Below are 26,333 nucleotides of genomic sequence, written 5' to 3'. Positions count from 1 at the left end.
GGAGTCCTTCACAGGGAGGCGGTCATGCCGCCGTCGATGAGGATGTCGGCGCCGGTGACGTTCCCGGCCCGGCCGCCGGCCAGCAGCAGCACCAGGTCGGCCACCTCCTCGGGCTGGGTGAAACGGCCGGTCGCGGTGCCGCTCACGGCGCCCTTGGCCACGTCGTCGGGGGCCAGGTTCGCGGCCCCGCCGACGGTCTCGGCGACGCCGCCGGAGCCGAGCCACAGGTCGGTCGCCACCGGGCCGGGGCTGATCGTGTTGACCCGGACGTCCTTGGGGCCGACCTCCTTGGACAGCGCCTTGGAGAAGTTGGCCAGGGCCGCCTTGGCCGCGCTGTAGTCGATGACCAGCGGGTCCGGCAGTGATGCGTTCACCGAGCCGACCGTGACGATGGTGCCGCGGTTGTCGAGAAGGTAGGGCAGGGCCGCGCGTGTCACCCGTACGGCGGAAAGGAAGTTGATCGTCAAGGCTTCCAGCCAGTCGTCGTCGGTCACCGAGAGGAAACCGCCGGTGCGCGGCTTCACCCCGCCCACGTTGTTGACGAGGATGTCGAGGTGGCCGCCGAGCGCCGCGACCGCCGACTCGACCAGCGCGGCGGGACCGTCCGGGGTGCTCAGATCCGCCGTGATCGGGTGCACGCCGGGCGAAGGGGTGACGTGGCGCGCGCCGGCCACGACGGTCGCGCCCTCGGCGGCCAGGGCCCGTACGATCGCCAGGCCGATGCCCTTGCTGGCTCCGGTGACCAGGGCGGTCTTGCCTTTCAGGGCCAGGTCCATCAGAGGCCCTGCTTCTTCAGCCAGGTCAGGGCGGTCTCGGCGACCTCGCCCCAGCCGGAGTCGATGGTCAGCGAGTGGGCCTTGTCCGGGAAGTCGACGATGTCGGTGACCGCGTGCGAGTGGCGGTACTGCTTGAGGGTCGCGCGCACCACGTTCTCGGGGACGGTGTGGTCCTTGCCGCCGGCCATCAGCAGCAGCGGGCCGCGGGACTCGTTGTCGGTGGCCACCTTGGCCGGCGAGTGCGGGTTGAAGTTGGCCGCGGCCGCCTCGAAGAGGGGCTTGCCGGGGGCCGGGATCGACCAGCGGTCGTACAGCTGCCGGGACTCTTCCTCGGAGACGGCGTTGCCGAAGGCGTACCGGAACTGCTCGGGGGTCAGCGAGACTGCCTTGCTCTTGTTGGCCGGGTTGCCCAGCACCGGGAAGCCGGAACGCAGCGTCGACAGCGGCAGCGGCAGCACGCCCTTGATCTGGGCGGCGTCGATGGCGACGGCCGCGGCGCCGAGGTCGAGGCCGAGCAGCTTCTGGGCGATCATGCCGCCGAACGAGTGCCCGATGAGGATCGGCTTCGCGGGCAGGCCGGCGATGATCGCGCTGTAGTGCTCGACGACGTCGTCGATGCCGTGACCGGCCAGCGCGTCCGGGTTGGCCCGGGTCTCCTCGACGGTCGGGGCGTCGCCCGGCCAGCCCGGCGCGACCGGCTGGTATCCGCGCTCGGTGAACAGGTCGATCCAGGGCTGCCACGAGGAGGAGTGCAGCCACAGGCCATGGATGAAGACAACAGGAATCGTCATGCCCCGAGACGTTAGGCAGCGCTAGTGGGCAAAGTGTGGGCATCGATCTTCTTGCGTACGGCGGTCGCCTCCGGCCGCTTGAGGTCCTCGAGGATGCCCACGGCCGACCGCCACGCGGCGACGGCTTTCCCCTGGTCGCCGGCGCTCAGGTGGGCGTCGCCGAGGTTGACCAGCACCTCGGCCTCGGAACGCCGGTCGCCGATCCGCACGCACAGCTCGGCCGAGGAGCGGAAGCACTCGACCGCCCTCTCGTGCTGGCCCAGGCCGGTGTGGGCGAGGCCGAGGGTGTCCAGGGTGGCCGCCTCGCCGTGCCGGTCGCCCAGTTCGCGGAAGACCATCAGGGCCTGCTCGCAGCGCTGCCGGGCGGGCTCGTGCCGGCCGAGCTTGGCGTTCAGGAAGGCGGTCTCGTTGAGGCTCTTGGCCAGGCCGGCCCGATGACCGGCGGCCCGGTACAGGCTCTCGGCCCGCAGGTAGTGCTCGAGCACACGGTCGTACTGGCCCGGTTTCACGAACGTGTAGCCGATACCCCGCTCGGTGTGTGCCTGGCGGACGGCCTCGCCGAGCTCGATGTAGCGCTCGATGGCGTACGTGAAGTGGGCGCGGGCCTCGTCCGCGCGATCGGCCCGGGCCAGCGCGTGGCCCAGATCGCGGTAGCTGTCGGCGAGCAACAGCGGGTCGTCCAGCTCTTTGGCCGCGGCCAGCGCGATCCGGCGGGTGGTGACCTGGTCGTGGCGCAGGTCCTGGCGGCGCTGGAACGTGTCCAGCGTCCAGGCCAGTTGCCAGGCGGCGAGGCCGGTCATGCGGTCCACGAAGGACCGCAGCACCCGATATTCGGCGGTGAGCCAGGCCAGAGCCTGGTCCTCCCCGGTCAGCTTCTCCGGGCGGCTGCCCGGCGCGGTCTCGCCGAGCGGAATCGGCTCAAGGCCGGGCGCCAGCAGCATCGCGGCCCGGTACGCGGTGTGCAGATAGTGGCTCAGCAAGCGGGAACTGGCGGCCTCGTCCGTGCCGGCCAGGTCGGCGGCGTACGCGCGCAGCAGGTCGTGGGCGCCGTACCGGCCGGGGGACACCTCGGTGAGCAGGCCGGCGCGCACCAGCTCGGTCAGCTGGGGGCGGACCGCGGCCGGGCCGAGGCCGGCCAGGCTCGCCGCCGCCGCCACCGAGATGTCGGCCCCGGGATGCAGGCCGAACAGCCGGAACAGCCGGGCCGGGCCGTCGGCGAGGATCCGGTAGGACCAGGAGAAGACCGTCCGCAGGTCGCTGTCCGGGTCGCCGGTGGTCAGCTGGGCCAGGCGGTCGGCCGCGTCCAGCTCGCCGGCGAGCTCGGCCATGCTCAGGCCCGGCTGGGTGGCCGCGCGGGCGGCCACGATCGCCAGGGCCAGCGGCAGGCCACCGCACCGGCCGATGACCTTGTCGACCGCGGCCGGCTCGGCGGCGATCCGGTCCGCCCCCAGCCGCGCGGCCAGCAGCTGCCGGGCCTGGCCGGTCGAGAACGTGCCGATGGCGATCGGGCGCGCGCCGTCCGACACGACCAGGCCCGCGAGCCGGTCGCGGCTGGTCACCAGCACCACGTGGCCGGGCGCGCCCGGCAGCAGCGGGCGGACCTGCGCGGTGTCGCGGGCGTTGTCGAGCAGCAGCAGCATCCGCCGGCCGGCCAGCCGGCTGCGGTAGAGCGCGGACCGCGAGTCCACATCGGCCGGGATCTGATGCGACGGGACGCCGAGGGAGGCCAGGAGCCGGACCAGGGCCTCGGCCGGGTCCATGGCCGCGCCCGGCCCGAACCCGCGCAGGTTGAGGTAGAGCTGACCGTCGGGGCAGCGGCCGGCGACCCGATGGGCCAGATGCACCGCGAAGGTCGTCTTGCCGACCCCGGCCATGCCGCTGATCGCGCCCACCCGCTCCCGGTCGGGCAGGGTGAGCGCGGCCGTCAGCTCCGTCTCGCGGCCGGCGAAGCCCGGCAGGGTGTGCGGCAGCTGGGCCACGGTGGTGGGTTTGACCAGCTTCTTCCCGGCCGCGGCCAGCTCCGTGCCCGGCTCCACGGCCAGCTCGGCGGCGAGCCGGGCCCGGACCTCCTCGTAGCGTTTCTGGGCATCGGCCTGACGGCCGGCCGCGGCCAGCATGAGCAGGAGCCGGGCCTGCAACGACTCGTTCAGCGGGGCCCGGTCGGCGGCCAGCTCCACGGCACGCAGCAGCCGGCCGGAACCACCGGTCACCAGGGCGGCCTCGGCCGCCGCGGCCTCGTACTCCCGGTCCAGGGCGGCGAAGACGGCCTGCCCGCGCACCTCGGCCGGGAGGGTGGCGGCGGCGGGACCCTGCCACTGTTCCAGGGCTTCGGCGTACGCCTGGAGGCCCAGCAGCTCGCGGAAACGCAGCAGATCGACCTCGTCCGGCCCGGCCTCGAGCCGATATCCGCCGCCGGCCCGGACCAGCCAGCGGCCCACCCCGCGCACGCTCAGCCCCGGCTCCAGGGCCCGGCGCAGCAGCCCCACGCTGCGGTGCACCGCGTTGACCGCGGTCGCCGGCGGGTCGTCCCGCCACAGGGTGTCGACGATCTCGGCCAGGCTGACCGGCTGACCGGCCCGGGCCAGCAGCACGGCCAGCACGGACCGCTGCTGCGGGGCGCCGAGGTCGATCTCGGCGCCGTCCCGCCAGGCCCGCACCGGGCCGAGCACCGTGAACCACATCTTCCCCATGAGCGTGACGCTAGGCGCGGCCGGTGACGCTCGCGAGCGTCAGATGACGGCCGTGGGCCGGCTGCGCACGATCGCGCCCAACTGCGCCCGCGAGGTTATCTCCAACTTCGGGAAGATCCGGTGCAAATGCGAGCTGACCGTACGGTGTGACAGGTACAGCCTTTCGCCGATCTCCCGGTTCGTCATGCCGTCGGCGGCCATCTGCGCGATCTGGAGCTCCTGGGCGGTCAGCCGCTCGTGCGCCTCGACCGTGCGGCGGCGGCTCGTCTCACCCGAGGCGCGCAGTTCCTGCCGGGCCAGCTCGCCCCACGGGGTGACGCCCAGGCTGTCGAACGTGTCGCGGGCGGCCCGCAGCGGACCGCGGGAGTCGGCGACCCGGCGCTGACGGCGCAGCCATCGCCCGTACGCCAATTGGGCCCTCGCCCTTCCGAACGGGCCTTCTTCGAGAGCCGCCCGGAACAGGTCCTCGGCCCGGTCGTCGTCGGCCAGGACGGCCCGGGCGTGCCGGAGGCCGCCGTGCAGCGCCGGCGACGGGGTCCGCCGGCCGAACTCCTCGATCTCGGCGATGACGTCCCGCACGTCATCGGCGTGTCCACTGTGCACGGCCGCGTCGGCCAGGTCGGCCAGGGAGAAACACCGCAGCGCCGGGTGGAACGAGGGATCGGCCGGGTCGTGCATGCGCCGCAGGTGCTCGTACGCCTCGGCGTAGCGGCCCGCGCCCAGCGCGGCCAGCCCGCGGGCGAGCCGGGCCGTGGCCAGCACCGGGCGCACCCCGCCGGACAGGGCGCCCTGCTCGGCCACGGTGGCATGGCCGCGCGCGCTTTCCTCGTCGCCCCGCAGCGCCGCCAGCACGGCCGCGGTGGACCGGCCGATCCCGACGAACAGCGGCTGGGACGTCTCGGCGGCCAGCCGGGCGCACTCCTCGGCGGCCGGGATGCCCGCGTCCAGATCGGCCAGGTGGGCGGCGCTCCAGGCCTGCGCGCCCAGAGCCCGGACCAGCAGGCCGAGCCGGCCCTGCGAGCGCAGTGCCGGCAGGGCCGCGGCCGAACAGGTCAGCGCCAGGTCGAAGGCGCCGACCAGGATCGCCGCCGAGCCCACCAGCCGCACCGCGTCCGGGTCGCCGCCCGAGCGCTCGGCGCTGCGCCGCAGGCTGGCGATGACCGTGGCGCCCCGGTCGATGGGCGCGGCGAAGGCGAGGATCGCCAGCAGATCGGGATCGCCCGCGGCCACGCCGAGCGCCTCGGCCACGTCGACGATCCGGTGCTGGGCCGAGATGTCGGCCCCGGTCCAGAACGAGCGCAGCGCGGCCCCGTTCAGCAGCCGCAGCGCGACGTCGACGTGCCCGTCGGCCGCCACCCTCTCGGCCGCGGCCGCGATCGCCTCCGGCCGCCGGTGCTCCTCACGCAGGCCGCCACCGAAGCTCGCCTCGATCCACAACAGTTGTCCCCGCTGCCGGGGCGACAGCTCGGCCGTGCGGGCCTGCTCGATCAGGCTGGTCACCACGTCGTGGCGGCCGAGCTCGACCGCCGCCTCGGCCGCGCGCAGCAGCCGCTCGGCCCGGCGGGCCGGATCGGCGGTGAGCCGCGCCGACCGCTCGAGCGCCGAGAGCGCCGCCGTCACCGCGCCGCGCCGGCGCGACTGCGCGGCGAGCTCCTCCAGGCCGGCGGCCACGCTCTCGTCCGGCTCGGTCAGCGCCGCCGCCCGGTGCCAGATGGCCCGGCCGGGACGATCGGCCAGCACCCGGGCCAGGGCGGCGTGCGCCGCGTGCCGCTCGGCCAGGCCGGCCCGCTGGTGGAGGGCCGAGCGCATCAGCGGATGACGGAAGCGGACCCGGGTCTCGTCCGGCTCCAGCAGGGACGCCTCGACGGCCGGCCCGACATCGGCCGCCGTCCCCTCGCTCGCCGCGAGCGCCTCGGACAGCGAGTCGCCGTCGTTGAGCGCGGCCACCAGCAACAGGGACCGGGTGGCGGCGGGCAGCTTGGCCACCCGGGCCGCGAAGGCCTCCTCCAGGCGGTCGCTGAGCGGGCGCAACGCGCCGGCCGCGGGCGCCGCGGCCAGCTCGACCAGGGCCAGCGGGTTGCCGGCGGCCTCGGCCAGCACCTGGCGGCGCACCCCCGGCGGCAGCGCACCGTCCCGGGCGTCGAGCAGGGCGGCCGCGGCCTGCTCGCCGAGCCGTTCCAGGTGCAGCATGGGCAGGTCGGCGCCGAAGGAGGAGGGGAAGCCGTCACGGACGGCGGCCAGCAGCAGCACCGGGTCGGCGTCGAGCCGCCGGGCGACGAAACCGAGCACCTCGGCGCTCGCCTCGTCGAGCCAGTGCGCGTCCTCGACGATCAGCAGCGTGCCCTGGGTCTCGCCGACCATGTTGAGCGCGGCCAGGGCGACCAGGAACAGGTCGGGCGTGGCGGCGGCGGTCATGCCGAAGGCGGCCAGCAGGGCGTCGCGCTGCGGGGCGGGCAGGGACCCGGCGCGGTCGAGCACGGGCCGCAGCAGGTGGTGCAGGCCGGCGAACGGCAGCCGCGCCTCCGCCTCGACACCGGTCGCCGACAGCACGAGCAGACCCTCGGCGGTGGCGGTCCGGCGGGCCGCGGCCAGCAACGCCGACTTGCCGATGCCGGCCTCGCCCCGGACCACCAGCGCGCCACCCCGCTCCCGGCCGGACCGCACCAGCCCGTTCAGCAGCCGAAGCTCGGCGTCACGCCCGTACAACGCCTGGTCAGTCATCGAGTCTTTTCCCCCATCCCCCGATCGTGAGCTTAGGCGTTGTCGAGTCAAGGACGGAGCCCCCGGGCTGGGCGGCGACCGTCCTACGCTCGGCGGATACGAAGCTGGGAGGAGACATGCCGGAGACGACCGAGGTGCTGCTCGAGCCCGTGCCGGAGCCCGCGCTGACGACCGATCAACTGGTGGCGGCCGCGCTGGCCGACGCGGAGGTGTCCGCCCTTCTGGGCGTGGCCAAACCGGAGATGGTGATCGGCAGCCCGCCGCAGTGGGAGAGCCGTGAGGGGGAGCAGATGGGCGCCTACCGGGCGCTGCTCTACTCGACCCAGTCGGGACAGGCGGTCGAGGTGTCCGGCGACACCGGCCGGCCGGGCGAGTTCCGGGCCCGGCCGAGCGCGTACGTTCCCCTGCCCACACGCGCCGAGCTGCGCGAGGCGGCGGCCATCCTGCGTGCGGACCCGGACTACGCCGACGTCGTCATCTACCAGCCGATGCCGCCGCTGGCCAACGTCGAGCGGGACGACGGCACCGTCCAGCGCCGGGTCACCCTGGGCGTCTACCGGCCCACCGACAGCCCCAAGCACCGGATCGTGGCGGTCGACCTGGCCGACCGCAAGGTCGATCTGTCCCCCGAGGGCGTCGACCGGCACACCAACCACGACTGCGAGGCGACGCTGCCGGTCGGCGTGGAGAGCGAGCCCGACGCCGGCGGCCCGGGCCGGGTGAACGTGCGGGTGGTCCGGGGCGGCACCGAGCTGTGGAGCTTCACCGTCGTGCGGCCGCGCGACTCCGAGCCCACCACGTACGGCAAAGGCTCCGGGGTCGAGCTGCGCATGGTGCGATATCGCGGCAGGCTGGTGCTCTACCGGGCCCACGTGCCGATCCTGAACGTCCTGTACGACGACGGCACGACCTATCGCGACTGGCAGAACGAGGAGACCCCGTTCCAGGCCGTCGGCGCCGATCCGGTCGGCAACGGCTGGCGGGTGTGCAGCCAGCAGCCGGCCACGATCCTCGATTCCGGCACCGACGCCGGCAACTTCCAGGGTGTCGCGTTCCGCTACGCCGACGGCGAGCTGCGGATCGTCAGCGAGGTCCAGGCGGCCTGGTACCGGTACGTCTCCGAGTGGCAACTGCGCGACGACGGGACCATCAAGCCCCGGTTCGGTTTCGCCGGCACGCGCAACCCGCGGACGTGCAAGCGGCACCAGCACCACGTCTACTGGCGGCTCGACTTCGACATCGAGGGCGCGGGCCGGGACGTCGTCGAACGCCGCATGCCGCTGGTGCCCAACCAGCCGCCGTGGGTCCGCCGCCTCCGGGAGGGATCGGTCAAACGGGGCGTGCCGGCCCGGCCCTGGCGGGTGCGGGACGGTGACACCAACCGCGGATACACGATCGTGCCCGGCCTGACCGACGGCACCGCGGACTCGTACGGCGTGGCCGACATGTGGTTCCTGCGCTATCACGGCGACGAGATCGACGACGGCTACGGCGGTGTCGGCGGCACCCCGTCACAGACCCAGACCAAGATCAGCCAGTACGTCAACGGGGAGAGCATCGACGGCACGGACGTCGTGATCTGGTACGCCGGCCACTTCATGCACGATCAGCAGCACCCCGACCCGCACGTCGGCCACATCGTCGGCCCGGAGCTGCGCCCGCTCAACTGGACCTGACCCGGTCACAGCCGGATCAGGTCGGCCACCTCCCCGGGCAGGCCGGGCGAGGTCAGGACATGCCCCATTCCGGGCACGACGTGCAGGGTCGCGCCCGGGATGGCGGCGGCCAGGGCCCGGCCGTGACCGAGCGGATAGATCGGGTCCTGGTCGCCGTGCACGATCGAGGTGGGCGCGGTGATCGACGACAGCGGTGCCTTGAGGCTCGGGTCGGGCCGCCACACGGCCCGGTGATGGTTGGCCGCGGATGCCGGGTCGTTCGCCCGCGACAGCGCCAGTTCCAGCATGTCCCGGGCGGCCGCCTCGTCGAACGGGCGGACCGGCCCGTTGAAGACCCGGAACAGGGCCACATCGGACTCCACGCCCGGCGGCAGCCCGGCCGCCTCGTGCGCGAGGAACGCCGCGGTCGGCGGCGGCAGGTCGTCGGGGTCGGCCGGCTCCCCGGCCCGCGCCCGGGCCCACAGCTCGCCCGGATCGTGATCCATCGGCGAGCTCGACATCACCGTCAGGGACCGGACGCGATCGGGCGCGTGCACGGCCAGCCACTGGCCGATGATGCCGCCCAGGGAGGCGCCGGCCACGTGCGCCGAGCGGAGGCCGAGGCCGTCCAGCACGGCCAGGCAGTCGCGGGCCATGTCGCTGATCGTGTACGGGTGGGCGTCGAAGTCGACGACGCTGGAGCGGCCGGTGTCGCGGTGGTCGAACCGGATCACCTGGACCCCGCGCTCGACGAGCCGGGCGACCAGCTCATCGGGGCAGCTGACGCCCTGAGCGGCCGACCCCATGACCATCAGCACGGCCGGGCGCCCCGGGCCACCGGTCCGCTCGGTCCAGATCCGCAACGGCCCGGAGGCGACGAACTGCTCGTGTGTGTCGGCCATGGCGGCACGATAGCGGTTGAGTACGCGTACCCATGCACCCTTTTTCGCCGGCGACAAGACTTCACGGCATGAGACGGTTCCTGGTGGTGGCCCTTTTGCTGGCCGGCGTGGCGGGATGCTCGTTCGAGGAGGCGATCTGCAGCTCCGGCGAATACCCGGTGGCCGCCGTGGACAGCCTCACCGGTCGAGGGTGCGTGCCCGACGGTGAGCCGGTGCCGGAGGGCTATGTGCGCTTCCCGGCGGGTAAGGAGCCGCGGAAGGTGGGGGACGGCTGGGACCGGTACTGGGAGTCGCACAAGCTCGACCAGCGAGGGAACGAGATCAAGTAATTTGTCGTACGCCCGTGGGAGGGTCGGGGCATGTACGAGGAATGGAAGTCGGAGCTGCCGTACGTCGTCGCATGGCGCAGTGTGACGGGTGCCCGTGACGGGCCCAAGCGGATCCTGCCCGACGGCTGTCTCGATCTCATCTGGCGCGACGGCACGGTGTTCGTCGCCGGGCCCGACACGACCGCGCAGCTCGGGCTGCCCGTGGTGGGGAGCCGGCATGTGGCGCTGCGGTTCGGCGCGGGCACCGGCGCCGGGGTGCTCGGGGTGCCCGCCTGCGAGGTCGTCGATCGGCAGGTGCCGTTGGAGGCTCTGTGGCCGGCGGCCGAGGTGCGGGCGATCGCCGAGGCCGGCGATCCGTTGGGCGCGCTGACGGCGGCGGCGCGGCGGCGGTGGCAGGGGGCCGACCGGGTGATGGTCGCGGTGGCCGGTGCGGCCCGGGCCGGGGTGCCGGTGGGTGTGGTGGCCGAGAGGTGCGGGCTCAGCGCGCGGCAGCTCCAGCGGCGCAGCAACAACGCCTTCGGATACGGGCCGAAGACGCTGCACCGGGTCTTCCGGCTGCAACGGGCGGTGGCGCTGGCCCGGGACGGGGTGCCGTTCGCGGCGGTGGCGGCCGACGCCGGCTACGCCGACCAGGCCCACCTGGCGCGTGAGGTGCGGGCCATGGCCGGCGTGCCGCTCGGTGCACTACTGAGATGACCAGGCGAAAAGGTCGACCACGTTGCCGTCGGGGTCGGCCACCTGGGCATATCGCTGACCCCAGGGGGCGTCCCAGGGCGCCTTGACCGACTTGTGGCCGGCGGCGGTCAGTTCGGCGTGGACGCTGTCGACCTCGGCCGGGTCGGCGCAGAGGAAGGCCCAGCCGCCGGACGGCTCGCCGGGACGGTGGCCGGGGTCGAAGGACTGGAGCGAGGCGTGGGTGTCCCACATGAGCCGGATGCCACCGGCGACGGTCGCCTCGGCGTGCGGTTCGTTCTCGGCGCCGGGCGGGAACTCCAGGCCCAGGCGGCGGTAGAAGGCCAGGGACGCTGCCATGTCGGCCACGGCCAGGCCGATCGCGTTGAAAGTGGGTGCCATGCGACGACCGTACGGCGGAAGGGGTTTCGAGGTCTTGAAGAAAACGGACGTCATCTGAGATAGGCGGCGAGCGGCAGGTTCTGCTCGCGCAGGGCGGTGGCGACGACACCGGCGATCCGCTGGGCGCCGGCCGCCTCGAAGTGGGTGTGGTCGTTGCAGAAGAAGGCGCCGACGGCGCCGGTCGTGTAGTCGCCGTTGTTGGGGCACAGCTTCAGCGTGTTGTAGAGGGCGACGCTGCGCGCGTGCAGGTCGATCACGGGCACGCCGTTGGCGGCGGCCGCGTCCTTCGTCTCGGTGACGAAACCACGGTTGCCGACGGCCGTGCCGCCGCTGCACGTGATGGCGGCGACCGGCGTCACGAAGATCGGCTGTACGCCGCGGGCCTTCGCGGCCGCGGCCATCACGCCGAGCAGCTCCTTGAAGCGCGCCGGGCCGACGTGCCGGGGGCAGGCCGAGGTGCCGTCGTTGATGCCGAACTGGACGATCAGGTGGTCGCCGGGCCGGAAGCCGGCCAGCATGGCGGTCCACCGTGAGCTGTAGGCGGTGGAGCTGAGCACGCATTCGCCGGCCGCGTTCTTCGTGCTGGTCACGTTCCCCTCGTACAGCCAGGTCTGAATGCTGCGGCCGCCGACCGCGCTGTTGCGCACGGTGACATCCGAGGTCAGGTACGGGGCGAACTGGCTGCCCCAGCCGATCGGGCAGGCCGAGGCGTTCATCATCGTGGAGTCGCCGGCCATCCAGACGGTGGTCGCGGCCGCGGCGGCGACCGGCGCGACCGGCGCGCACAGTGACGATGGGGCGCTGAGGGACGACGGGGCGCTGAGGATCGGGGCCAGCCGGTCGGTGATGGCGCGGTGGCCCTTGTCGTTGGGGTGCACGGAGTCGCTGAGCCCGTCGGCGGGCAGCCAGCCGGTCGTGTCCACGTAGGCGACGTTCGCGTCGCCGGCGGCGTTGCGCGCCCGTACGGCGGCCTGCGTCTCGGTGGCGTAGCGGCCGATGAAGGTGCGCAGGGCGAAGAGCTTGGCGTACGGGAATTTGGCCCGGATCCGGGCCAGGAAATTCGTGTATTTCGCCTGGAAGCTGGGGCCGCTCACGCCGTGGCTCTTGTCGTTGGTGCCCAGGTTGATGACGACGCTGTCGGGCGTGTAGCGGGAGAAGTCCCAGGCGTCGGCGCCGGCCTGGCCGCCGCTGGACATCCAGTAGCGGGTCTCGTGGGCCCAGCAGCCGTCCGTGGTCTCGGACAGGCACATGCCGCCGATGGCGATCTGGCTGTGGTCGTAGCCGAGCCGCTCCCCGGTCTGGAAGCCGTACCCGGTCACCGCCAGCTGGCTGCTCGTCGTGCCCGCCGTGATCGAGTCGCCGATGAACTCGACCATCCGGCTGCGGGCGGGCGGCTTGAAGGTGGTGGCCCCGGCGTCGAGGATCAGCCCCTGGAAGATCGCGTCGCCGGTGTACGAGCCGGCCACCTGCCGATAGCTCACGATCAGCGTGTGGTTGCCGGGGGCCAGCGCGGCCGGGGTCAGATTGACGGTGCCGGAGCCCTTGAAGGCGGTGAACGCCTTCCCGTCGATGCTCGCCCACAGGTCGACGGTGTTGCGCTGCTTGAGCTTCACGGTCGTGCCGGTGAAGCCGACCCGCAGATAGGCCCCGGCCCAGTAGGGCACGTTGTTGTTCCAGCGCCCCACGAAACTGATGTTCGAGTCGATGGCCGCTCGAGCCGGGACCGCCCAGCCGGTGAGCAGGAGAAACACCGCCGCTGCGATCACCAGAGCCCGTCGCATGCCGATCACCTCTCGTCGGGAGCGCTCCCACGACATGGTGACCGGTCTATCGATATGTGTCAATCAATTGCGATCGTGCGATGATCGACGCCACTTGATGTCCGCGGGGGAAGAGGGCACCGATGGCCGAGCGCATCGACCTGCACACCGATCGGCCGCATCCGGCGCGGGTGTACGACTACCTGCTCGGCGGCAAGGACAACTTCGCGGCCGACCGCGAGGCGGCCCACCGGGGCCTGCGGGCCAATCCGGACAGCCGGATCCCGCCCCGGGAGAACCGTCTCTTCCTGCGCCGGGCCGTGCGCTTCCTGTCCGAGCGGGGCATCGATCAGTTCCTCGACATCGGCACCGGCATCCCGAGCGCGCCGAACGTCCACCACGTCGCCCAGGGTGTCGACCCGGGCGCCCGGGTCGTCTACGTGGACAACGACCCGATCGTGCTGGCGCACGCCCGGGCGCTGCTGACCGGCGACTCCCGCGGCCGTACGAGCTATCTCGGCGCCGACCTGCGTGACGTCGAGGCGATCCTCGGCTCGGCGACCGTACGGGACACCCTCGACCTCGGCCGCCCGGTCGGGTTGCTCCTCATCGCCGTCCTGCACTTCATCGGCGACGAGGACGATCCGTGGGGCGTCGTCGAGCGGCTCCTGGCGGCGTTGCCGCCGGGCAGCTACCTGGCGTTGTCCCATCTGACCGGCGACTTCCGCCCGGAGGCGTGGGAGCAGGTGACCGAGGTCTACCGCCGGCAGGGCGTCACCATGAAGGTGCGCTCGCGGCCGGAGATCGAGCGGTTCCTGACCGGCCTGGAGCCGGTCGACCCGGGCCTGTGCGTCCTGCCCGCGTGGCGGCCCGAGCTGGGCGAACCGGGCGATCAGCCGGCGCCGTCCGACGGGCAGGTCTCGGTCTACGGCGCGGTGGCCCGCAAGCCTTAGGCGGCCTGCGGGCCCTCGCGTTTCTCAGCCGGTGATGCCGTGGACCGGGGGAACGGTCAGGGTGCGGTTGCCCGGCGTGCCGCCGAGGATGATCTGGCGCAGGGCCGAGTTGTTGGTGGTGTCGAGCTCGGCCAGCTTCTTCTCCGGGTTGGCCAGCACCTGGATGTAGTAGGTGCCGTTGGGCAGATCGGTGATCTCGAAGGACTGGCCGGGGCGGTACTGGCTGTACGTGTCGCCGTTGCCGATGTCCAGGACCTCACGGACGGCGACGACGGTGTTGGCGCCGCACGAGGTGGACAGGTCGGTGTTCTCGGGGCGCCACTTGGCGTTCGGAATGGTGAAGTCGACGGCGTCGGTGTTGGCCAGGCAGAACGCCTCCTTGCCGCTGCGGACCGCGAGCTTCTGGGTCGAGTCGAGCAGGTTGTACTGGGCGAAGTCGGTGAAGTGCCAGTGCTTGTGGCCCTCGCGCGCGTCCCACTCCATGGTGCCGGCCGGGCGGCTGCCGACCTGGTTGCCCTTGGCGTCGAAGAAGTACTGGTAGGCGTCCATCAGCTCGGTACCGGTGCGGCGGAAGCCATCGACCAGCAGCGGGGACGTGCCGGCGTTCCACACGGTCGCGCCGAAGTTGACGTAGTCCTTGCCGTCCTCCTCGGACAGCGCGATCTCCCACGCGGGCAGCGAGCGCAGGTCGGGCCGGGGGCCGGCGGCGGGCGTGGCCTTCAGCGGGGTGGGCCGCTTGGCCGGGGCGCGCAGCTCCGGCACGTAGGTGGAGACCTGGGGTCCCTCGGCGGAGTGATCATCGTGGGTTTCGGAGGCCTTCAGCCGGGCCAGGCCCTCCCGGTCGATCTCGGCGTCCACCACCGTGACCTCGACCTTGGCCGTGCCCTGGTCGGACGGGATGCCGAGCAGCGACTTGTAGACCGGGTTCACCGTGGCGGTGGCGGTGTACTTGCCGACCGGCAGATCGAACGCCTCGGTCTGCGGCTGGTCGAGGACCGCGGCGTCCCATCCCGCCTGCACGCCCCAGACCGCCCCGAGCGTGAACGGGTTGTAGCCGCCGCAGCCCGTCGGATAGGGGTTGGTGGCCGGGGCGTCCGGCCGGGTCCGGGCCGACAGCCAGCTGTTGCCGCAGAACGGCGTCCGGTACTCGGTCACCACGGCGCCGGCCTGGTCGGTGATGGTGATCGTGGTGAAGTCCTTCAGGCCGGAGAAATCGGTGACCAGCCCGGCCGGCAGCGCCACCTTCTTCTTCTTGCCGTTCTGGACCACGGCCCGCTCGGCGACGATCGGCTTGTCGTAGCCGGTGCGGCGGGCCCAGATCTCCAGCGGGTCCTTGCCCGCGATGACGTGCAGGCCCAGATCGAAGTCGAAGTAGATCTCGCCGTCGTAGTCGTACCGTTCGGCGGTCACCTGCCCGGTGGCGGCGACGAACGACAGCGGAGGCGGTGCGGCCGCGGCCTGGGCCACGCCCACGCCGGTGGCGGTCAGCGCGAGCGTCGCCGCCACCGCTCCGTACCTGATGAAGTGTGATCGCCTCATGGGGTCCTTCCGGTCGGGCGGCCGCCGCTGCGGCAACCGCTCCGGAACATCCAAAAAGGACAGCTGTGAGGATCCTGTGAGGTTCCATCGAATTGTGTCTTTCGGCCGAACGGCCGCCTCGGCCGAAAGTCAGATGCGCGGGCAGGGTGAGCTGTGGCAGACGTCGATGACCTTCCCGGTGAGCAGGAACGTGGCCTTCTGGAGCTGGGCGCTCTCCTGCGCCCGGGGGAACTCGTGCGGATCCTGGCCGTACTGCGGGCCGCTGGGTGCGAGGTTGGTGGGCGGTGGGGCGTACGCCGATCCGCTGTTCCAGACGATGAGAGCCGACCCGCGATAGGGATAGGAGGGGATCGGCTTGATGCCCCAGAACGGCGTGACCTCGTCGGACCAGCCGGGAGCCAGCGCCGGCCGATGGATCCGGGCGCCGATGGTGCGGGCCTCGACCTGGGCCGCGGCCGGTGAGACCTGATGGTCGCCGAAGGCCACGTGCATCAGGACCTGATGAGCGGGCGTACGGGGTAACGGGTCACCGGTCATGTGGCGGGCGTAGCCGTTGGCCTCGGCCCGGTCCCACAGCATCTGGATCAGCGCGAAGATGAGCTGCTGATCGTGCCCGTCCGGGTAGGACTGGTTGAGCAGCTGCTGGAACAGGGCGAAGTCGACGCTGCGCTGCAGCAACGTGCTGTAGTTCATCGCGGGCACGCCGAGGACCGACCGGGTCCAGTCCTGGGCGATCGCGGTCAGGGCGCCGCCGTTGATGCCGCCCTGGCTGTTGCCGTCGTAGTGCAGGCCGGTGGCCCGGTTGAGCAGGCTGCGTCCCTGGGCGTCCCGGAACGCGGGGTGCGAGGCGAAGCCGGCCGGCGCCAGCATGGTCCGGCCCAGGAAGAGGAAATTGAGGAAACTCTGCTGGAGACGGTCCGGCACCGCGGGGAAGGTGCTGAGGTCACTCCAGGTCTGTACGACGTACGGGATGTCGCCCGAGGCCATGCCGATCCAGCTCGACGCGCAGAACATGAAGTCGTACGTCTGCGACATCTGCTTGACGTTGCCCGCGTTGATCTCGGTCGGGGCGCCGAGCAGCCCGTGCCCGTAGAGCGAGAGATGCGCCGGCCGGTCCGCGGTGGCGCTGCGTGGGAGGTTGCAGACGAAGTCGGCCGCCAGGTCGCCGGACGGCTCGGCGAGCAGCCGCGATCCCGGGCCGCCGTCGCCGGTCAAGTATTTCGGCACGGTGACCGTGCCGCGGACCTGGCGGGCGATGCGCGCGTCCTGCTCGGCGGTGTAGTCGGTGACCTGGGTGACCGCGAACGCCGGGGCGCGGCCCCCGAGGGCGGCGAACGCCTGGTCGCGCATGTGCAGCACCCGCCCGGTGAGGCCGGCCGTGCTGGCCACGGTGAACTCCCACGGCCGGGGCGCGCGGACCGGCTTCCCGCCGCTGTCGCGCAGGTTCCGCAGCACGACGCGATAGCGGGTGGCCTCGCGCAGGGCCACGGCGGGCCGGATGATCAGCAACGGCCGCTCGGTCGCGTGGGCGTCGAGTTCGGCCCAGTGCGGCGTCCGCTGCCCGGTGCGGGTGTCGATCAGCAGGATCGGCGCGTTCGGGGCCAGCGAGCGGCCGATGTCGGTGACCGGCGCGATGCCGCTGGCCACCGGGTCGAGGCCGGGCACCTCGGCCAGGATCGGCGTGCCCGGGCTGAAGCCGTCCTGCCGGTTCCACTCGGCGGGGTCGATGTGCTTGCCGGCCACGTTCGCGGGCAGCGCGCCGCCCGCGAAGTGCACGCGGCGCCCGGTGGGGCTGCTCCTGTCGGCGACCGTGAACCGGTCGCTGGGGAAGGGGAGCAGGCCGGCCGAGGGCTCCGAGGGCTGGGCGATGGCGGCGGAGGGCACCAGGACGACCGTCAACGCGGACGTCAGCAGTATGAGGCGGCGCAGCACGCTGGGCATAGAGCGATGTCTACGCCGCCGTGACGCTCTGAGCAACCTCGACTACGTACAGTATGGGCATGGGAATCGACTTCGCCCGGTCGGACAGATCGCGTCTAGGGATCGAGTGGGAGATCGCCTGTGTGGACCGCCGCAGCGGCGAGCTCGCCCCGGCCGCGCCCGAGCTCCTGGCCAAGATCGGCATCGCGGACGGGTTTCCGCACGTCACGAGCGAGCTGCTCACCAACACCGTCGAGATCGTCAGCGCGCCTCACCGGCGAGCGCGCGATGCCGTCGACGACCTCACCCGGCTGGCCGAGCGGATCGGCGACCTGGCCGAGCCGATGGGCGTCGACCTCATCTCGTCCGGCACCCACCCGTTCAGCCAGTGGTTCCAGCAGCAGGTGACACCGGGTAAACCCCGCTACGACACCCTCATCGACCGCACCCGGTGGTGGGGCCGCCAGATGATGATCTGGGGCGTCCACGTGCACGTCGCGGTCGAGGACCGCCGCAAGGTGCTGCCCATCATCGACGGCCTGCTCACCTATCTGCCGCACTTCCAGGCGCTGAGCGCGTCGAGCCCGTTCTGGGCGGGCGAGCGGACCGGGTACGCCTCCAACCGGGCGCTGATGTTCCAGCAGCTGCCGACGGCCGGGCTGCCGCCCTGTCTGACCGACTGGCGACAGTACGAGGAGCTGGTCGCCGACCTGACCCACACCGGCGTCATCGAGGAGCTGAACGAGCTGCGCTGGGACATCCGCCCGTCGCCGAAGTGGGGCACGATCGAGGTCCGCACCTTCGACGGCATCTCCACCGCGTGGGAGATCGCGGCCATCGCGGCCCTGACGCAGTGCCTGGTCGAGCATTTCTCGGCCGAGCTCGACGCCGGCCGCGAGGTGCCGAGGCTCCAGCCCTGGTTCGTCCATGAGAACAAATGGCGGGCGGCACGGTACGGCATGGAGGCGATCATCATCCAGAACGGCGCCGGCGACGAGCTGCTGGTCACGAAGGACCTCGAGGAGCTGATGCCGGCCCTGGCCCCGGTCGCGGAGTCGCTCGGCTGCACGGCCGAGCTGGCCCGGCTGCGCGACATCGTGGCCGGCGGCGCCAGCTATCAGCGCCAGTTGCGGGTGGCCGACGCCAACGCCGGCAGCCTCAAGGCGGTGGTCTCCTCCCTGGTGCGCGAGCTGCGGGAGGGGCGGCCGCTTTCTTGACCGGATTCTTTTCTTGAACGCCCGTTACAGATTTGCTAGCGTCGGCTCATGGCGAGGACGCGGGAGTTCGACACGTCGGCGGTGGTCGCCCGCGCGATGGAGCTCTTCTGGCGGCGTGGGTACGAGGCGACCTCGGTCCGCGACCTGACCGAGCACCTCGGCGTCGGCCAGGGATCGCTGTACGCGGCCTTCGGCAGCAAGGACGGGCTCTACCGGGCGGCGCTCGAGCACTATCGGGCGACCCTCGCGGCCGACGCGCTGCGCAGCCTCGAGGAGGGCGGGGACGCCCGGTCGGCGATCCGGGCCATGCTGATCGAGCGGATCCGGATCGCCTGCGACGGCGGCCGCGGCTGCCTGTTCGTCAACGCCGCCACCGAGCGCCTGCCGGGCGACGCCGCGACCGGCGCCGTCGTGCGGGCGGCGCTGACCGCCAGCCAGGACGCGCTGACCGGCGTGCTGAGCGCGGCGGCCGCGCGGGGCGAGATCGGGTCGGGCCGCGATCCGCGAAAACTGGCCGAATTCCTGGTCACGTTCCTGAACGGACTGCTCGTGTCGTCGAAGACGACGCCGGACCCGCGCGCGCTCGAACCGCTCGTGGAGGTCGCCCTGGACGCACTGCGGTGAAGGAGGCAATCATGCCGCTCGGAGGCACCCGCTGGAACACCTTCCCGGAGACGGGAACCATGACCGCCCGGGAGTTCTTCACCGGATGCGAACCCCTGCTGCAGGGGGTCATCGACGCCAGCCCGGAGCTCGACCGCGGCGTGCTCGACGACCAGATCAAGGCGACGCTCGGGCTCGAGACCAGGGAGGCGAGCCTGCCGCTACGGGCCGCGTCGGCGGCCAATCGTGAGCTGGCGGCCCAGGCGGCGGCGATCGGCGCGCTGATCGCGGGATGGACCGGGCAGGCCCTCGACCGGTTGCTCACCGACCCGATCCCGCTGCCGGCGGGCCGGCTGGCCATCCGCAGCAACTGCGACGGGCATCTCCTCACCGCGCCCGCGGCCGACATGCTGCTGGGCCGGCGCGGCGGCCCGGTGCCGATGCAGCTGTTCAACGAATGGCTGCACCAGATGGTGCTCCTGCGCGACGCGCTGCTGCCGTTCACGAACCCCGATGAGGTGCCGCTGTGGGTCACGCCGACCGGTTTGCGCCACATCGAGGAGGCCCGCGAGAGGTTCCTGGCCGAGGCGCTGTTCCGGCAGATCCGGCACAGCAGCATCGTGGCCTTCGCCCGGCAGGCGGTCACGGGCGCCGCCGTCCCCGGGACGCGGGCTTACGGCTTCGATCACGACGGCGGCACGGTCCTGCCGGCGGTGGTGGGCGCCTCGCCGCTGACGGCGCCCGCCCACCTGCTGACGTGGCGTTCCGCGGCGCCGGGATCGCCGGTCACCGCGTACGTCAGCGAGACGGCGGACTATTACGCCGCGCCACGCACGCTCATCGAGCAGCTCCCCGCCGAGGCGCCGGAGCTGGGCGAGGCCCGGGTCGTCGCCGGCCCGATCGGCGAAGGTGTGCGAACGGCGCACATCGCGATGGGCCCGGCCTCCGTCGACCTCGGACAGGCGCTGCGAGGCCACCGATACGCCTACCACGCGCCGCCCGCGCCGACCGGTGGGGCGGCGGGCGCGGCCCCGAGGAGCGTCGAGCCCGCGGCTGTCCTGGCCGCCGGCGGGCTGGTCTGGACGAGCGAGGGTGACGTCGCCGTGAACGCCGATGCCCTTGACGACCTCGCCCTCCTGGCCCTGCTCGGCAAGCTCTACCCGGAGAACGTCATCCTGCGCGCGGGCCGGAGCGTCAGCGCGAGCGGAGGTGGCGCGGGTGGAAGCGGCGAGGGCGGGAGCGCGGATGCGGGTGGGGTGGGAAAGGACGGCCTCAGCCGGGTTGTCGTCGACGTGGCCGGCTGAGGCCGTCTGGGGGCGGGGTGGGTGGTCTTGTCAGCCGACCGGGCCGGTGGCCAGGGTGACGGTGGCGGTGTGGGACTGGCCGGAGACGTCGGTCCAGGCAACCTTGACCTTGTTGGCCGGGTGGTAGCGGTCCAGCAACGTGGTCAGGGCGGTGGCCGAGGCGACCCTGGTGCCGGCCACCGAGGTGATCACGTCGCCTCGGGTGAGGCCGGCCGTGGCGGCGGGGGAGCCGGTGACCACGCCGAGGACGGCCGGGCCGGACGTGGCGTAGTCGGAGCTGTCGGTCGTCTGGATGCCCAGGTACGCGGTGGCGCCGATGTGGACCGTGGACGATGATTCGCCGGAACGGATCTGGTCGGCCAGCTTGACGGCGGTGGCGATGGGGATCGCGTAGCCGGCGCCGCCCGAGGACTGGTAGCTGAAGCCGGCCGAGGCGGCGGTGTCGACGCCGATCACCTGGCCCGACGTGGTCAGCAGGGGCCCGCCGGAGTCGCCGGCCTCGATGTCGGCGTTCACCTGGATCAGGTTGGTCAGCTGCTCCGAGGAACCGCTCGACTCGTCCGAGGCGGTGATCGACTGGCCCAGGGCGGTGACGGCGCCGCCGACCGCGCTCGGGGTGCCGCCGGTGCCGCCGGCGTTGCCGATGGCCACGACCGGGTCGCCCGTCCTCACCGTCGCCGAGGTGGCGAGGGTGGCGGTGGCCAGGCCGGACGCGCCGGACAGCTTGATCACGGCGATGTCGGCGCTCCGGTCGTAGCCGACGACGGCCGCCCGGTAGTCCTTCCCGTTGCCGATGTCGGTGACCGTGATGCTGGTGGCCCCGGCGACGACGTGGTTGTTGGTGAGGATCACGCCGTCCGAGGTGAGAACGATGCCGGTGCCGGCCGCTTCGGCGTTCTGGGCGCCGAGCACCGTGGTGATGTCCACCAGCGCCGGGTCCACCTTCGCGGCGACCGCGGCGACCTGGCTCGCGGTGGCGCCGCCCGCGGTGGTCCCGGACCCGGCCGCCCCCGACCCGGACCCGTCCGCACCTGACCCGGCGCCGAAGCCGGACCCCGATCCGGACCCGAAGCCGGATCCCGATCCCAGGCCGGATCCCGATCCCGAGCCGAGGCCGCCCTCTCCGGACTGTGAGCCGGTTCCGGGCACGAGCGGAAGAACGGGAGACGCGCTACTTTGCGCCGATGAGGCCGAATTGTCCGGGTGGAGGGACCAGCCCGCCGCGAACCCGGCCCCGGCGGCCACCACGAGCGCGGCCGCGCCGCCGCCGATCGCCAAGGCGAGGCGGTTCGCCCGGCGCCGGGGCTGTGACGGGTGAGGGGAGGGCTGGTACTGCTGCCACCCCGCAGTCGCGGAGTTTCCGCCGGGCGGCGACCACGCACCCTGGATCGTCGGGTGCCCACCCGGCGGAAGCCAGCCACCCTGGCCCGTGGGGTGCTCGCCCGGCGGAAGCCACCCGCCCTGGCCCGTGGGGTGCTCGCCTGGCGGAAGCCACCCGCCCTGGCCTGTGGCGGCCGTGGGGTGCTCGCCCGGCGGAAGCCACCCGCCCGGGCCCGCCGCGGCCGTGGGGTGCTCGCCGTGCGCTGTCCATCCGGCGCTGTGCGCGGCCGGGGTGGACGTGGGGTGCTCGCCGGCCGGGGTGGGGGCGGGCGTGTTCTGGTCGGGAATGGTCACCGGAGTCTCCCTCTGGGCGAAGCCTCGTTCACCTCCGGTGTAGTTCGATTTTCTATGGGCCCGCTGTGCGTCTGCTGCGGGAAGCTTGGACGGTCAGGCCCGGCTCGACCACGCCGCCCACAGCTGGGCGTACCGGCCGCCCGCGGCGACCAGATCGGCGTGCGGGCCGTCTTCGATGATCTTGCCGTGTTCCATGACGATGACGCGGTCGGCCGAGGCGGCCTGGGTGAGGCGGTGGGCGACCAGCAGCGCCGTCCTTCCCTCCAGGGCCGCGGTGGCCGCCTGTTCCAGGTCGCGGGCGCCCTCGCTGCCCGCCTCGGCCGTCGCCTCGTCCAGCACCACGACCGGCGGGTCCTGAAGGACCACCCGGGCCAGCGCCAGCTGCTGCGCCTGGGCGGCCGTCAGCTGGTGGCCGCCGTCGCCGACCACCGTGTCGACGCCGTCCGGCAGTTCCCGGGCCCAGCCCAGCGCGCCCACCCGGTCCAGGGCGGCTTCGATCTCGCCGTCCGACGCCGCCGGGCGGGCCAGCCTCAGGTCCTCGGCGAGCGGCCCCGCGAACACGTGTGTCTCCTGGCTCACGATCGCGATCGTCTGTGGCGGGAGCTCGGCGACGGGAACGCCGCCCACCGAGACGTACCCCTGGGAAGGTTTGAGAATGCCCGCGGCCAGCGACGCCGCCGTGGTCTTGCCCGCACCGGTGGAACCGACCAAAGCGACCCGCTCGCCCGGGCCGACCCGCAGGGAGACGCCGCTCAGCACGGGCTCCGCGTTGTAGGCGAAGGTGACGTCGTCCAGCGTGAGCTCGCGCCCGGCCGGCGCCGTCACGGTCGTACGGCGCTCGATGTCCATGCCGAGCACCCCGACCAGCCGGGCCAGGCTGGCGCCGGCGTCCTGAGCCCGGTCGAAGGTGGCCATCAGCAGCGTGACCGGGCCGAACAGGCGATGGAACAACAGCGCGGCGGCGGAAACCTCACCGACGGACACCAGATTTCCCCGTACGAGCAGAAAGCCCGCCACGAGCACGGCGCCCAGCCCCGCCAGTTCGGCCCGGTTGATGCGTCCCACGAAGCGGGTGTAGAAGCCGAAGACGTTGATCGAGATGTCCCGGGCCCGGCCCGAGGCGGCCGCGATGCTCTCGAGCTGACGGTCCTCCAGGCGGTAGGCGTGCACCGTCGGCAGGCCCTGCATGCCCTCGACGAACAGCTGCGAGCGGGCGGCGATGGCCACCCGTTCCTCGGCGTACGACGGGGCGGCGCGCGGGAGGTACCAGCGCAGCGCGATCACGTAGAGGGGCACGGCGACCGCGCCGGCCAGGCCGAGGCGCCAGTCGATGCCGGCCATCGCGACCAGGGTCAGCCCGGCCAGCAGGATCGCCGAGATGATGCCGGGCAGGACCTCCTTGACGGCCCGGTCGATGGCCGCGATGTCCGCGCTCACCCGGGACAGCAGGTCGCCGCGGCCGGCCCGGTCGAGCACCAGCGCGGGCAGCCGCAGGGCGGTGGCGACGGTGCTCTCCCGCAGGTCGGCCAGGATCCGGGAGCCCAGCCGGCCGACCAGGAAGCCGGCCAGCCCGGTGGCGGCGCCGCCGACCACGGCGGCGACGACGATGACGACCGCGACCGGGACGATCGAGCCGGTGTCGCCGCCCGCGCTGATGCGGTCGACGAGCAGCCCGAGCGCGTACGCGGGGGCGATCGAAGCGGCGGCCGCGACCATTCCGGTGAGCAGGGCGAGCGCGGTCTCGAGCCGGCGGCCGCGCAACTCACGGCTCACCCAGGCCCTGGTCACCCGGGGCGTGGCCACGGGGAGGATCACCGCAGCACCGCCCGCCGGTAGGCCTCGTCGTTCTCGCTGAGCTCGGCGTGCCGCCCCTCGGCGGTGACCGCGCCGTCGCCGATGACGACGACCCGGTCGGCCGCGGCGAGCAGGGCCGGGCTGCTGGTGATGACCACGGTGGCGAATGATGGTCCCTGCCGCAGCTCGCGGATGCCGTCGGCGATGCCCTGCTCGGTCACCGCGTCCACCGCGGTCGTCGGATGGTGCAGGACGAGCAGCGGCGGCCGGGCGTGCAGCGCGCGGGCCAGGGCGAGGCGCTGCCGCTGGCCGCCGGAGAGGTTGGTGCCACGCTCGGTGACCTCCGCGTCGAGCCCTTCCTCGTGGAAGTCGACCGAGGCCGCACGGAGTGCGTCCTCGAGACGTACGCCTCCGCGCAGGTCGATGTTCTCGGCCAGCGTGCCGCTGAAGAGGTCCGTCTGGTGCGGTTCGACGTGCAGCAGCCGCCGCGCCTCGTCCCGGTCCACCGCTTCGAGGCGCTCACCGTTCAAGAGAATTTCGCCGTCGTACGTCTCGGGAACGGCCAGCAGGCGCACCAGGGCCTCCGCGTCGGCGGGCCGGTGCGCGACCACCCCGACGAACTCGCCCGGCCGCACGTGCAGGGACAACCCGGTGAGCGGCCCGTGGGAGACGTCGTGCAGGCGCAGCTCGTACGGCGTACTGGAAAAGGTCTTTGTCCCTTCTCGCAGAACATGCCCGGCCTGGGTGACCGAGGCGACCCGGTCGGCCGAGGCCCGTGCCGTGGCGACCCAGCTCGGCACGACCGCGAGCACACCGAACGGCTCGATCAGGAACTGGGCCGAGCCGATCACGGTGATGAACTGGCCGATCGTGATCCGGCCGGTCAGCGCGAACCAGCCCGCGGTGATCGCGATGCCGCCGGCCAGCAGCATGCTGAGCAGAGTCGAGACGCCCTGGTAGGCGTTCTGGGTGCGGGACGAGCGCACGGTGGCGGCCAGCGACCGGCGGCTGACCGTCCGGTAACGCTCGGCGGCGGCGTCCTGGCCCTCGATGCCGCGCAGCGGGCGCAGCCCGGTCACCAGGTCGGTGGCGAGCGAGGTGGCCTTGCCGGCCTGGCTCTGCTGGTCGGCGACGCGGCGCGCGATCAGCGGGGCCGTGAGGTTGAGGGCGGCCAGCACGATCGGCGTCGCGATCAGCACGATCAGCCCGAGCGGCAGGGAGATCACGAGGAGGGTGACCGCGCTGACCGAGGCGGCGACGAAGGAGCTGGTGATCCGCGGGATGTGGTCGAGGAAGTAGGACGTGTACTCGGCGTCGGTGGTGGTGACGGTGAGCAGGTCACCGGAGCGCTGGTCGGTCCGCAGCCCGCGCGGGTGCAGGATCTTGGCCGCGACCTCGACCCGCAGCTGGTGCCCTTCCTCGGCGATGGCCCGCTGGAGATTGCGCGCGCCGAAGCGGTAGGACAGGGCCAGCACCAGGTAGATCAGGGCGAGCACCCCGATCCAGACGGCGAGCGCGCTCCAGCTGCCGTGGCCGACGGCCCGGTCGACGATCACACCGATCAGGACCGGCACCAGAGCCGCACACAACTGGTACAAACCGGCCAGGGCGGTCCCGGTCCAGAGGCGCTTGCCCTGCCGGGCGACGGCCCTGCGCAGGATCGCCGTGCCTGGCTTACCTTGTCTGGACAACCGCCGAGCTCCTCACTTAAAGATCAAGTAAGGCTAGCCTGCCCTGCGGGTGGCCTTCATCGACCCGGACGGGAGCCGATCGAGTTGCGGTGCGACGTGTGCGGGCACGAGATGAGGCGACTGCCGAGCCCCGACCCGGACGAGGAGTGGGCGTGCACGTGGTGCTACGCGCGCTCCACGGTGTGGGCCCGCTCCGGCGACATCACGCGGCAGCAGCACGAGCCGCCCACCACCCGCTGGGAAAGGGCCGAGGTCCCAGCGGACGAGGCCCACGCATACGGCTACTTCGGAGCGACGTTGTGCGGTCGCTACCGGGACGAAGCGACGGCTTCGCCGTACCCGTGGTCCCCGGCCCGGGACAACGCCTGCGACGACTGCGAGGAGGCGGCCGCAGTCATCGACGACCGCTGGCCGCGGGAGAAGCGAAACGGTAACCGCGAACGGATCCCGTTGACACCGGGCTCCGACGCACCACCCTTCTAAAGAGCGCTGGTGGTGGGTGGATTTCGGTTTTCGCGGCGGATGACCAGCCGCAGCCCCGACCAGATCTCGTCGATCGCGCATACCTTGTTGTCGACCAGCCCGGTCGGCAGTGTGATCTCGCGGATGACGTCCTCGGTGACGTCCGTGGGTACCTTCGACGCTCGCTTCGGCCACGCGACCCAGAAGCCACCGTCCTGGGCCATGCCCGCTCTGACCTCGTCGAGGCGACCCCGCAGCTCATGGCGTCCGGTCACGAACAGCACGATCACATCGCTCGGTGCGTCGACATCCAGACCGGGCACCATGACGACCGCCTCAGGCAGCTCACCGAGAGTGGCGGCGAAACCGGCGGGCGCGCCGAGCAGCGCGACTCGGTGCCCGGGTTTGATTCCAAGCTTGCGATGCAGCGGCGTGCCCGAGTAACCAGCCATGTCAGCCGCCCCCTTCGCGTGCACTT

21 protein-coding genes are annotated in these 26,333 nt (G+C 72.6%); 8 read left to right on the top strand and 13 right to left on the bottom strand.

The features are described from left to right. Positions 1-8 precede the first annotated feature (8 nt). From ACFY36_RS10400 to ACFY36_RS10385, 4 genes are read right to left on the bottom strand one after another with little or no spacing between them, the layout of a single operon-like run. A complete protein-coding gene (locus ACFY36_RS10400; RefSeq protein ID WP_499745629.1) occupies positions 9-776 on the bottom strand; it encodes an SDR family NAD(P)-dependent oxidoreductase in 768 nt (255 codons plus the stop codon). Beyond that, positions 776-1,567 (bottom strand): alpha/beta hydrolase, encoded by a 792-nt coding sequence (locus ACFY36_RS10395; protein WP_499745628.1) that lies wholly within the window; start codon positions 1,565-1,567, stop codon positions 776-778. Before ACFY36_RS10395 ends, ACFY36_RS10400 begins: the two co-directional genes overlap by 1 nt. Positions 1,568-1,578: 11 nt before the next feature. Next, the gene (locus tag ACFY36_RS10390) at positions 1,579-4,257 is read right to left on the bottom strand and encodes an AfsR/SARP family transcriptional regulator (RefSeq protein ID WP_499745627.1); all 2,679 of its coding nucleotides are present in this window, start codon (positions 4,255-4,257) and stop codon (positions 1,579-1,581) included. A gap of 39 nt (positions 4,258-4,296) precedes the next feature. Beyond that, a complete protein-coding gene (locus ACFY36_RS10385; protein ID WP_499745626.1) occupies positions 4,297-6,978 on the bottom strand; it encodes an ATP-binding protein in 2,682 nt (893 codons plus the stop codon). 116 nt (positions 6,979-7,094) lie between these two features. On the opposite strand from ACFY36_RS10385, the gene ACFY36_RS10380 reads away from it, so the two are divergent. Beyond that, entirely contained in the window at positions 7,095-8,654 is a 1,560-nt protein-coding gene (locus ACFY36_RS10380) for a hypothetical protein (protein WP_499745625.1), read from the top strand. A gap of 5 nt (positions 8,655-8,659) precedes the next feature. On the opposite strand, the gene ACFY36_RS10375 is transcribed toward ACFY36_RS10380, so the two are convergent. Beyond that, positions 8,660-9,535, bottom strand: a complete 876-nt coding sequence (locus tag ACFY36_RS10375) for an alpha/beta fold hydrolase (RefSeq protein WP_499745624.1) — start codon at positions 9,533-9,535, stop codon at positions 8,660-8,662. 68 nt (positions 9,536-9,603) lie between these two features. Between ACFY36_RS10375 and ACFY36_RS10370 the strand changes: the two genes are divergently transcribed. Then, positions 9,604-9,864, top strand: a complete 261-nt coding sequence (locus ACFY36_RS10370) for an SCO0607 family lipoprotein (RefSeq protein ID WP_499745623.1) — start codon at positions 9,604-9,606, stop codon at positions 9,862-9,864. 30 nt (positions 9,865-9,894) lie between these two features. Continuing rightward, positions 9,895-10,560 (top strand): helix-turn-helix domain-containing protein, encoded by a 666-nt coding sequence (locus tag ACFY36_RS10365; RefSeq protein ID WP_499745622.1) that lies wholly within the window; start codon positions 9,895-9,897, stop codon positions 10,558-10,560. On the opposite strand, the gene ACFY36_RS10360 is transcribed toward ACFY36_RS10365, so the two are convergent. Together ACFY36_RS10360 and ACFY36_RS10355 are read right to left on the bottom strand one after the other, a co-directional pair. After that, positions 10,549-10,938: a VOC family protein gene (locus tag ACFY36_RS10360; protein WP_499745621.1), complete on the bottom strand. Its 390-nt coding sequence runs from the start codon at positions 10,936-10,938 to the stop codon at positions 10,549-10,551. The genes ACFY36_RS10365 and ACFY36_RS10360 overlap by 12 nt on opposite strands. 50 nt (positions 10,939-10,988) lie before the next feature. After that, positions 10,989-12,719, bottom strand: a complete 1,731-nt coding sequence (locus ACFY36_RS10355) for a GDSL-type esterase/lipase family protein (protein WP_499745620.1) — start codon at positions 12,717-12,719, stop codon at positions 10,989-10,991. A 122-nt stretch (positions 12,720-12,841) separates the two neighbouring features. On the opposite strand from ACFY36_RS10355, the gene ACFY36_RS10350 reads away from it, so the two are divergent. Beyond that, positions 12,842-13,651 carry an SAM-dependent methyltransferase gene (locus tag ACFY36_RS10350; RefSeq protein ID WP_499745619.1) on the top strand — a complete coding sequence of 270 codons (810 nt, stop codon included), beginning with the start codon at positions 12,842-12,844 and terminating at the stop codon, positions 13,649-13,651. 24 nt (positions 13,652-13,675) lie between these two features. Here ACFY36_RS10350 and ACFY36_RS10345 read toward each other — a convergent pair whose 3' ends face one another. Both ACFY36_RS10345 and ACFY36_RS10340 read right to left on the bottom strand, forming a co-directional pair. Further along, the gene (locus tag ACFY36_RS10345) at positions 13,676-15,190 is read right to left on the bottom strand and encodes a lysyl oxidase family protein (RefSeq protein WP_499745618.1); all 1,515 of its coding nucleotides are present in this window, start codon (positions 15,188-15,190) and stop codon (positions 13,676-13,678) included. A gap of 129 nt (positions 15,191-15,319) precedes the next feature. Beyond that, a complete protein-coding gene (locus ACFY36_RS10340; protein ID WP_499745617.1) occupies positions 15,320-17,131 on the bottom strand; it encodes a hypothetical protein in 1,812 nt (603 codons plus the stop codon). Positions 17,132-17,190: 59 nt separating this feature from the next. Between ACFY36_RS10340 and ACFY36_RS10335 the strand changes: the two genes are divergently transcribed. The 3 genes from ACFY36_RS10335 to ACFY36_RS10325 are packed head-to-tail and all read left to right on the top strand — an operon-like array spanning position 17,191 to position 20,234. Then, the gene (locus ACFY36_RS10335; protein ID WP_499745616.1) at positions 17,191-18,327 is read left to right on the top strand and encodes a glutamate--cysteine ligase; all 1,137 of its coding nucleotides are present in this window, start codon (positions 17,191-17,193) and stop codon (positions 18,325-18,327) included. 48 nt (positions 18,328-18,375) lie between these two features. Further along, the gene (locus tag ACFY36_RS10330) at positions 18,376-18,951 is read left to right on the top strand and encodes a TetR/AcrR family transcriptional regulator (protein WP_499745615.1); all 576 of its coding nucleotides are present in this window, start codon (positions 18,376-18,378) and stop codon (positions 18,949-18,951) included. Between the two features lie 11 nt (positions 18,952-18,962). Continuing rightward, on the top strand, positions 18,963-20,234 hold the full coding sequence (locus ACFY36_RS10325; RefSeq protein WP_499745614.1) for a hypothetical protein: 1,272 nt from the start codon (positions 18,963-18,965) through the stop codon (positions 20,232-20,234). Between the two features lie 30 nt (positions 20,235-20,264). On the opposite strand, the gene ACFY36_RS10320 is transcribed toward ACFY36_RS10325, so the two are convergent. The 3 genes from ACFY36_RS10320 to ACFY36_RS10310 all read right to left on the bottom strand — a co-directional run bounded on the left by ACFY36_RS10320 (position 20,265) and on the right by ACFY36_RS10310 (position 25,393). Further along, the gene (locus ACFY36_RS10320; protein WP_499745613.1) at positions 20,265-21,908 is read right to left on the bottom strand and encodes a S1C family serine protease; all 1,644 of its coding nucleotides are present in this window, start codon (positions 21,906-21,908) and stop codon (positions 20,265-20,267) included. A gap of 93 nt (positions 21,909-22,001) precedes the next feature. After that, positions 22,002-23,723 carry an ABC transporter ATP-binding protein gene (locus tag ACFY36_RS10315; protein WP_499745612.1) on the bottom strand — a complete coding sequence of 574 codons (1,722 nt, stop codon included), beginning with the start codon at positions 23,721-23,723 and terminating at the stop codon, positions 22,002-22,004. After that, positions 23,720-25,393, bottom strand: a complete 1,674-nt coding sequence (locus ACFY36_RS10310; RefSeq protein ID WP_499745611.1) for an ABC transporter ATP-binding protein — start codon at positions 25,391-25,393, stop codon at positions 23,720-23,722. The genes ACFY36_RS10315 and ACFY36_RS10310 overlap by 4 nt, the downstream gene beginning before the upstream one ends. Positions 25,394-25,504: 111 nt before the next feature. Here ACFY36_RS10310 and ACFY36_RS10305 point away from each other — a divergent pair, with 111 nt between their 5' ends. After that, positions 25,505-25,876: a hypothetical protein gene (locus ACFY36_RS10305; RefSeq protein WP_499745610.1), complete on the top strand. Its 372-nt coding sequence runs from the start codon at positions 25,505-25,507 to the stop codon at positions 25,874-25,876. Here ACFY36_RS10305 and ACFY36_RS10300 read toward each other — a convergent pair. Further along, the gene (locus ACFY36_RS10300; RefSeq protein WP_499745609.1) at positions 25,873-26,331 is read right to left on the bottom strand and encodes a DUF3052 domain-containing protein; all 459 of its coding nucleotides are present in this window, start codon (positions 26,329-26,331) and stop codon (positions 25,873-25,875) included. The two genes, ACFY36_RS10305 and ACFY36_RS10300, sit on opposite strands and share 4 nt — an antisense overlap. Positions 26,332-26,333: the final 2 nt, after the last annotated feature.

This window comes from Actinoplanes sp. NPDC000266 (assembly GCF_042899005.1).
In the GTDB taxonomy this organism is placed as follows: Bacteria; Actinomycetota; Actinomycetes; order Mycobacteriales; family Micromonosporaceae; genus Actinoplanes.
Note: the sequence above shows the minus strand (reverse complement) of the source record. Positions and strands in the feature narration are given on the sequence as shown.

Bases quoted from the DNA above. Each gene is read 5' to 3' on its own strand.
- ACFY36_RS10325 (WP_499745614.1), top strand. From the start codon at position 18,963: ATGCCGCTCGGAGGCACCCGCTGGAACACCTTCCCGGAGACGGGAACC.
- ACFY36_RS10370 (WP_499745623.1), top strand. From the start codon at position 9,604: ATGAGACGGTTCCTGGTGGTGGCCCTTTTGCTGGCCGGCGTGGCGGGA.
- ACFY36_RS10365 (WP_499745622.1), top strand. From the start codon at position 9,895: ATGTACGAGGAATGGAAGTCGGAGCTGCCGTACGTCGTCGCATGGCGC.
- ACFY36_RS10395 (WP_499745628.1), bottom strand. From the start codon at position 1,567: ATGACGATTCCTGTTGTCTTCATCCATGGCCTGTGGCTGCACTCCTCC.
- ACFY36_RS10305 (WP_499745610.1), top strand. From the start codon at position 25,505: ATGAGGCGACTGCCGAGCCCCGACCCGGACGAGGAGTGGGCGTGCACG.
- ACFY36_RS10330 (WP_499745615.1), top strand. From the start codon at position 18,376: ATGGCGAGGACGCGGGAGTTCGACACGTCGGCGGTGGTCGCCCGCGCG.
- ACFY36_RS10335 (WP_499745616.1), top strand. From the start codon at position 17,191: ATGGGAATCGACTTCGCCCGGTCGGACAGATCGCGTCTAGGGATCGAG.
- ACFY36_RS10390 (WP_499745627.1), bottom strand. From the start codon at position 4,257: ATGGGGAAGATGTGGTTCACGGTGCTCGGCCCGGTGCGGGCCTGGCGG.
- ACFY36_RS10385 (WP_499745626.1), bottom strand. From the start codon at position 6,978: ATGACTGACCAGGCGTTGTACGGGCGTGACGCCGAGCTTCGGCTGCTG.
- ACFY36_RS10380 (WP_499745625.1), top strand. From the start codon at position 7,095: ATGCCGGAGACGACCGAGGTGCTGCTCGAGCCCGTGCCGGAGCCCGCG.
- ACFY36_RS10350 (WP_499745619.1), top strand. From the start codon at position 12,842: ATGGCCGAGCGCATCGACCTGCACACCGATCGGCCGCATCCGGCGCGG.
- ACFY36_RS10340 (WP_499745617.1), bottom strand. From the start codon at position 17,131: ATGCCCAGCGTGCTGCGCCGCCTCATACTGCTGACGTCCGCGTTGACG.
- ACFY36_RS10360 (WP_499745621.1), bottom strand. From the start codon at position 10,938: ATGGCACCCACTTTCAACGCGATCGGCCTGGCCGTGGCCGACATGGCA.
- ACFY36_RS10400 (WP_499745629.1), bottom strand. From the start codon at position 776: ATGGACCTGGCCCTGAAAGGCAAGACCGCCCTGGTCACCGGAGCCAGC.
- ACFY36_RS10345 (WP_499745618.1), bottom strand. From the start codon at position 15,190: ATGAGGCGATCACACTTCATCAGGTACGGAGCGGTGGCGGCGACGCTC.
- ACFY36_RS10355 (WP_499745620.1), bottom strand. From the start codon at position 12,719: ATGCGACGGGCTCTGGTGATCGCAGCGGCGGTGTTTCTCCTGCTCACC.
- ACFY36_RS10375 (WP_499745624.1), bottom strand. From the start codon at position 9,535: ATGGCCGACACACACGAGCAGTTCGTCGCCTCCGGGCCGTTGCGGATC.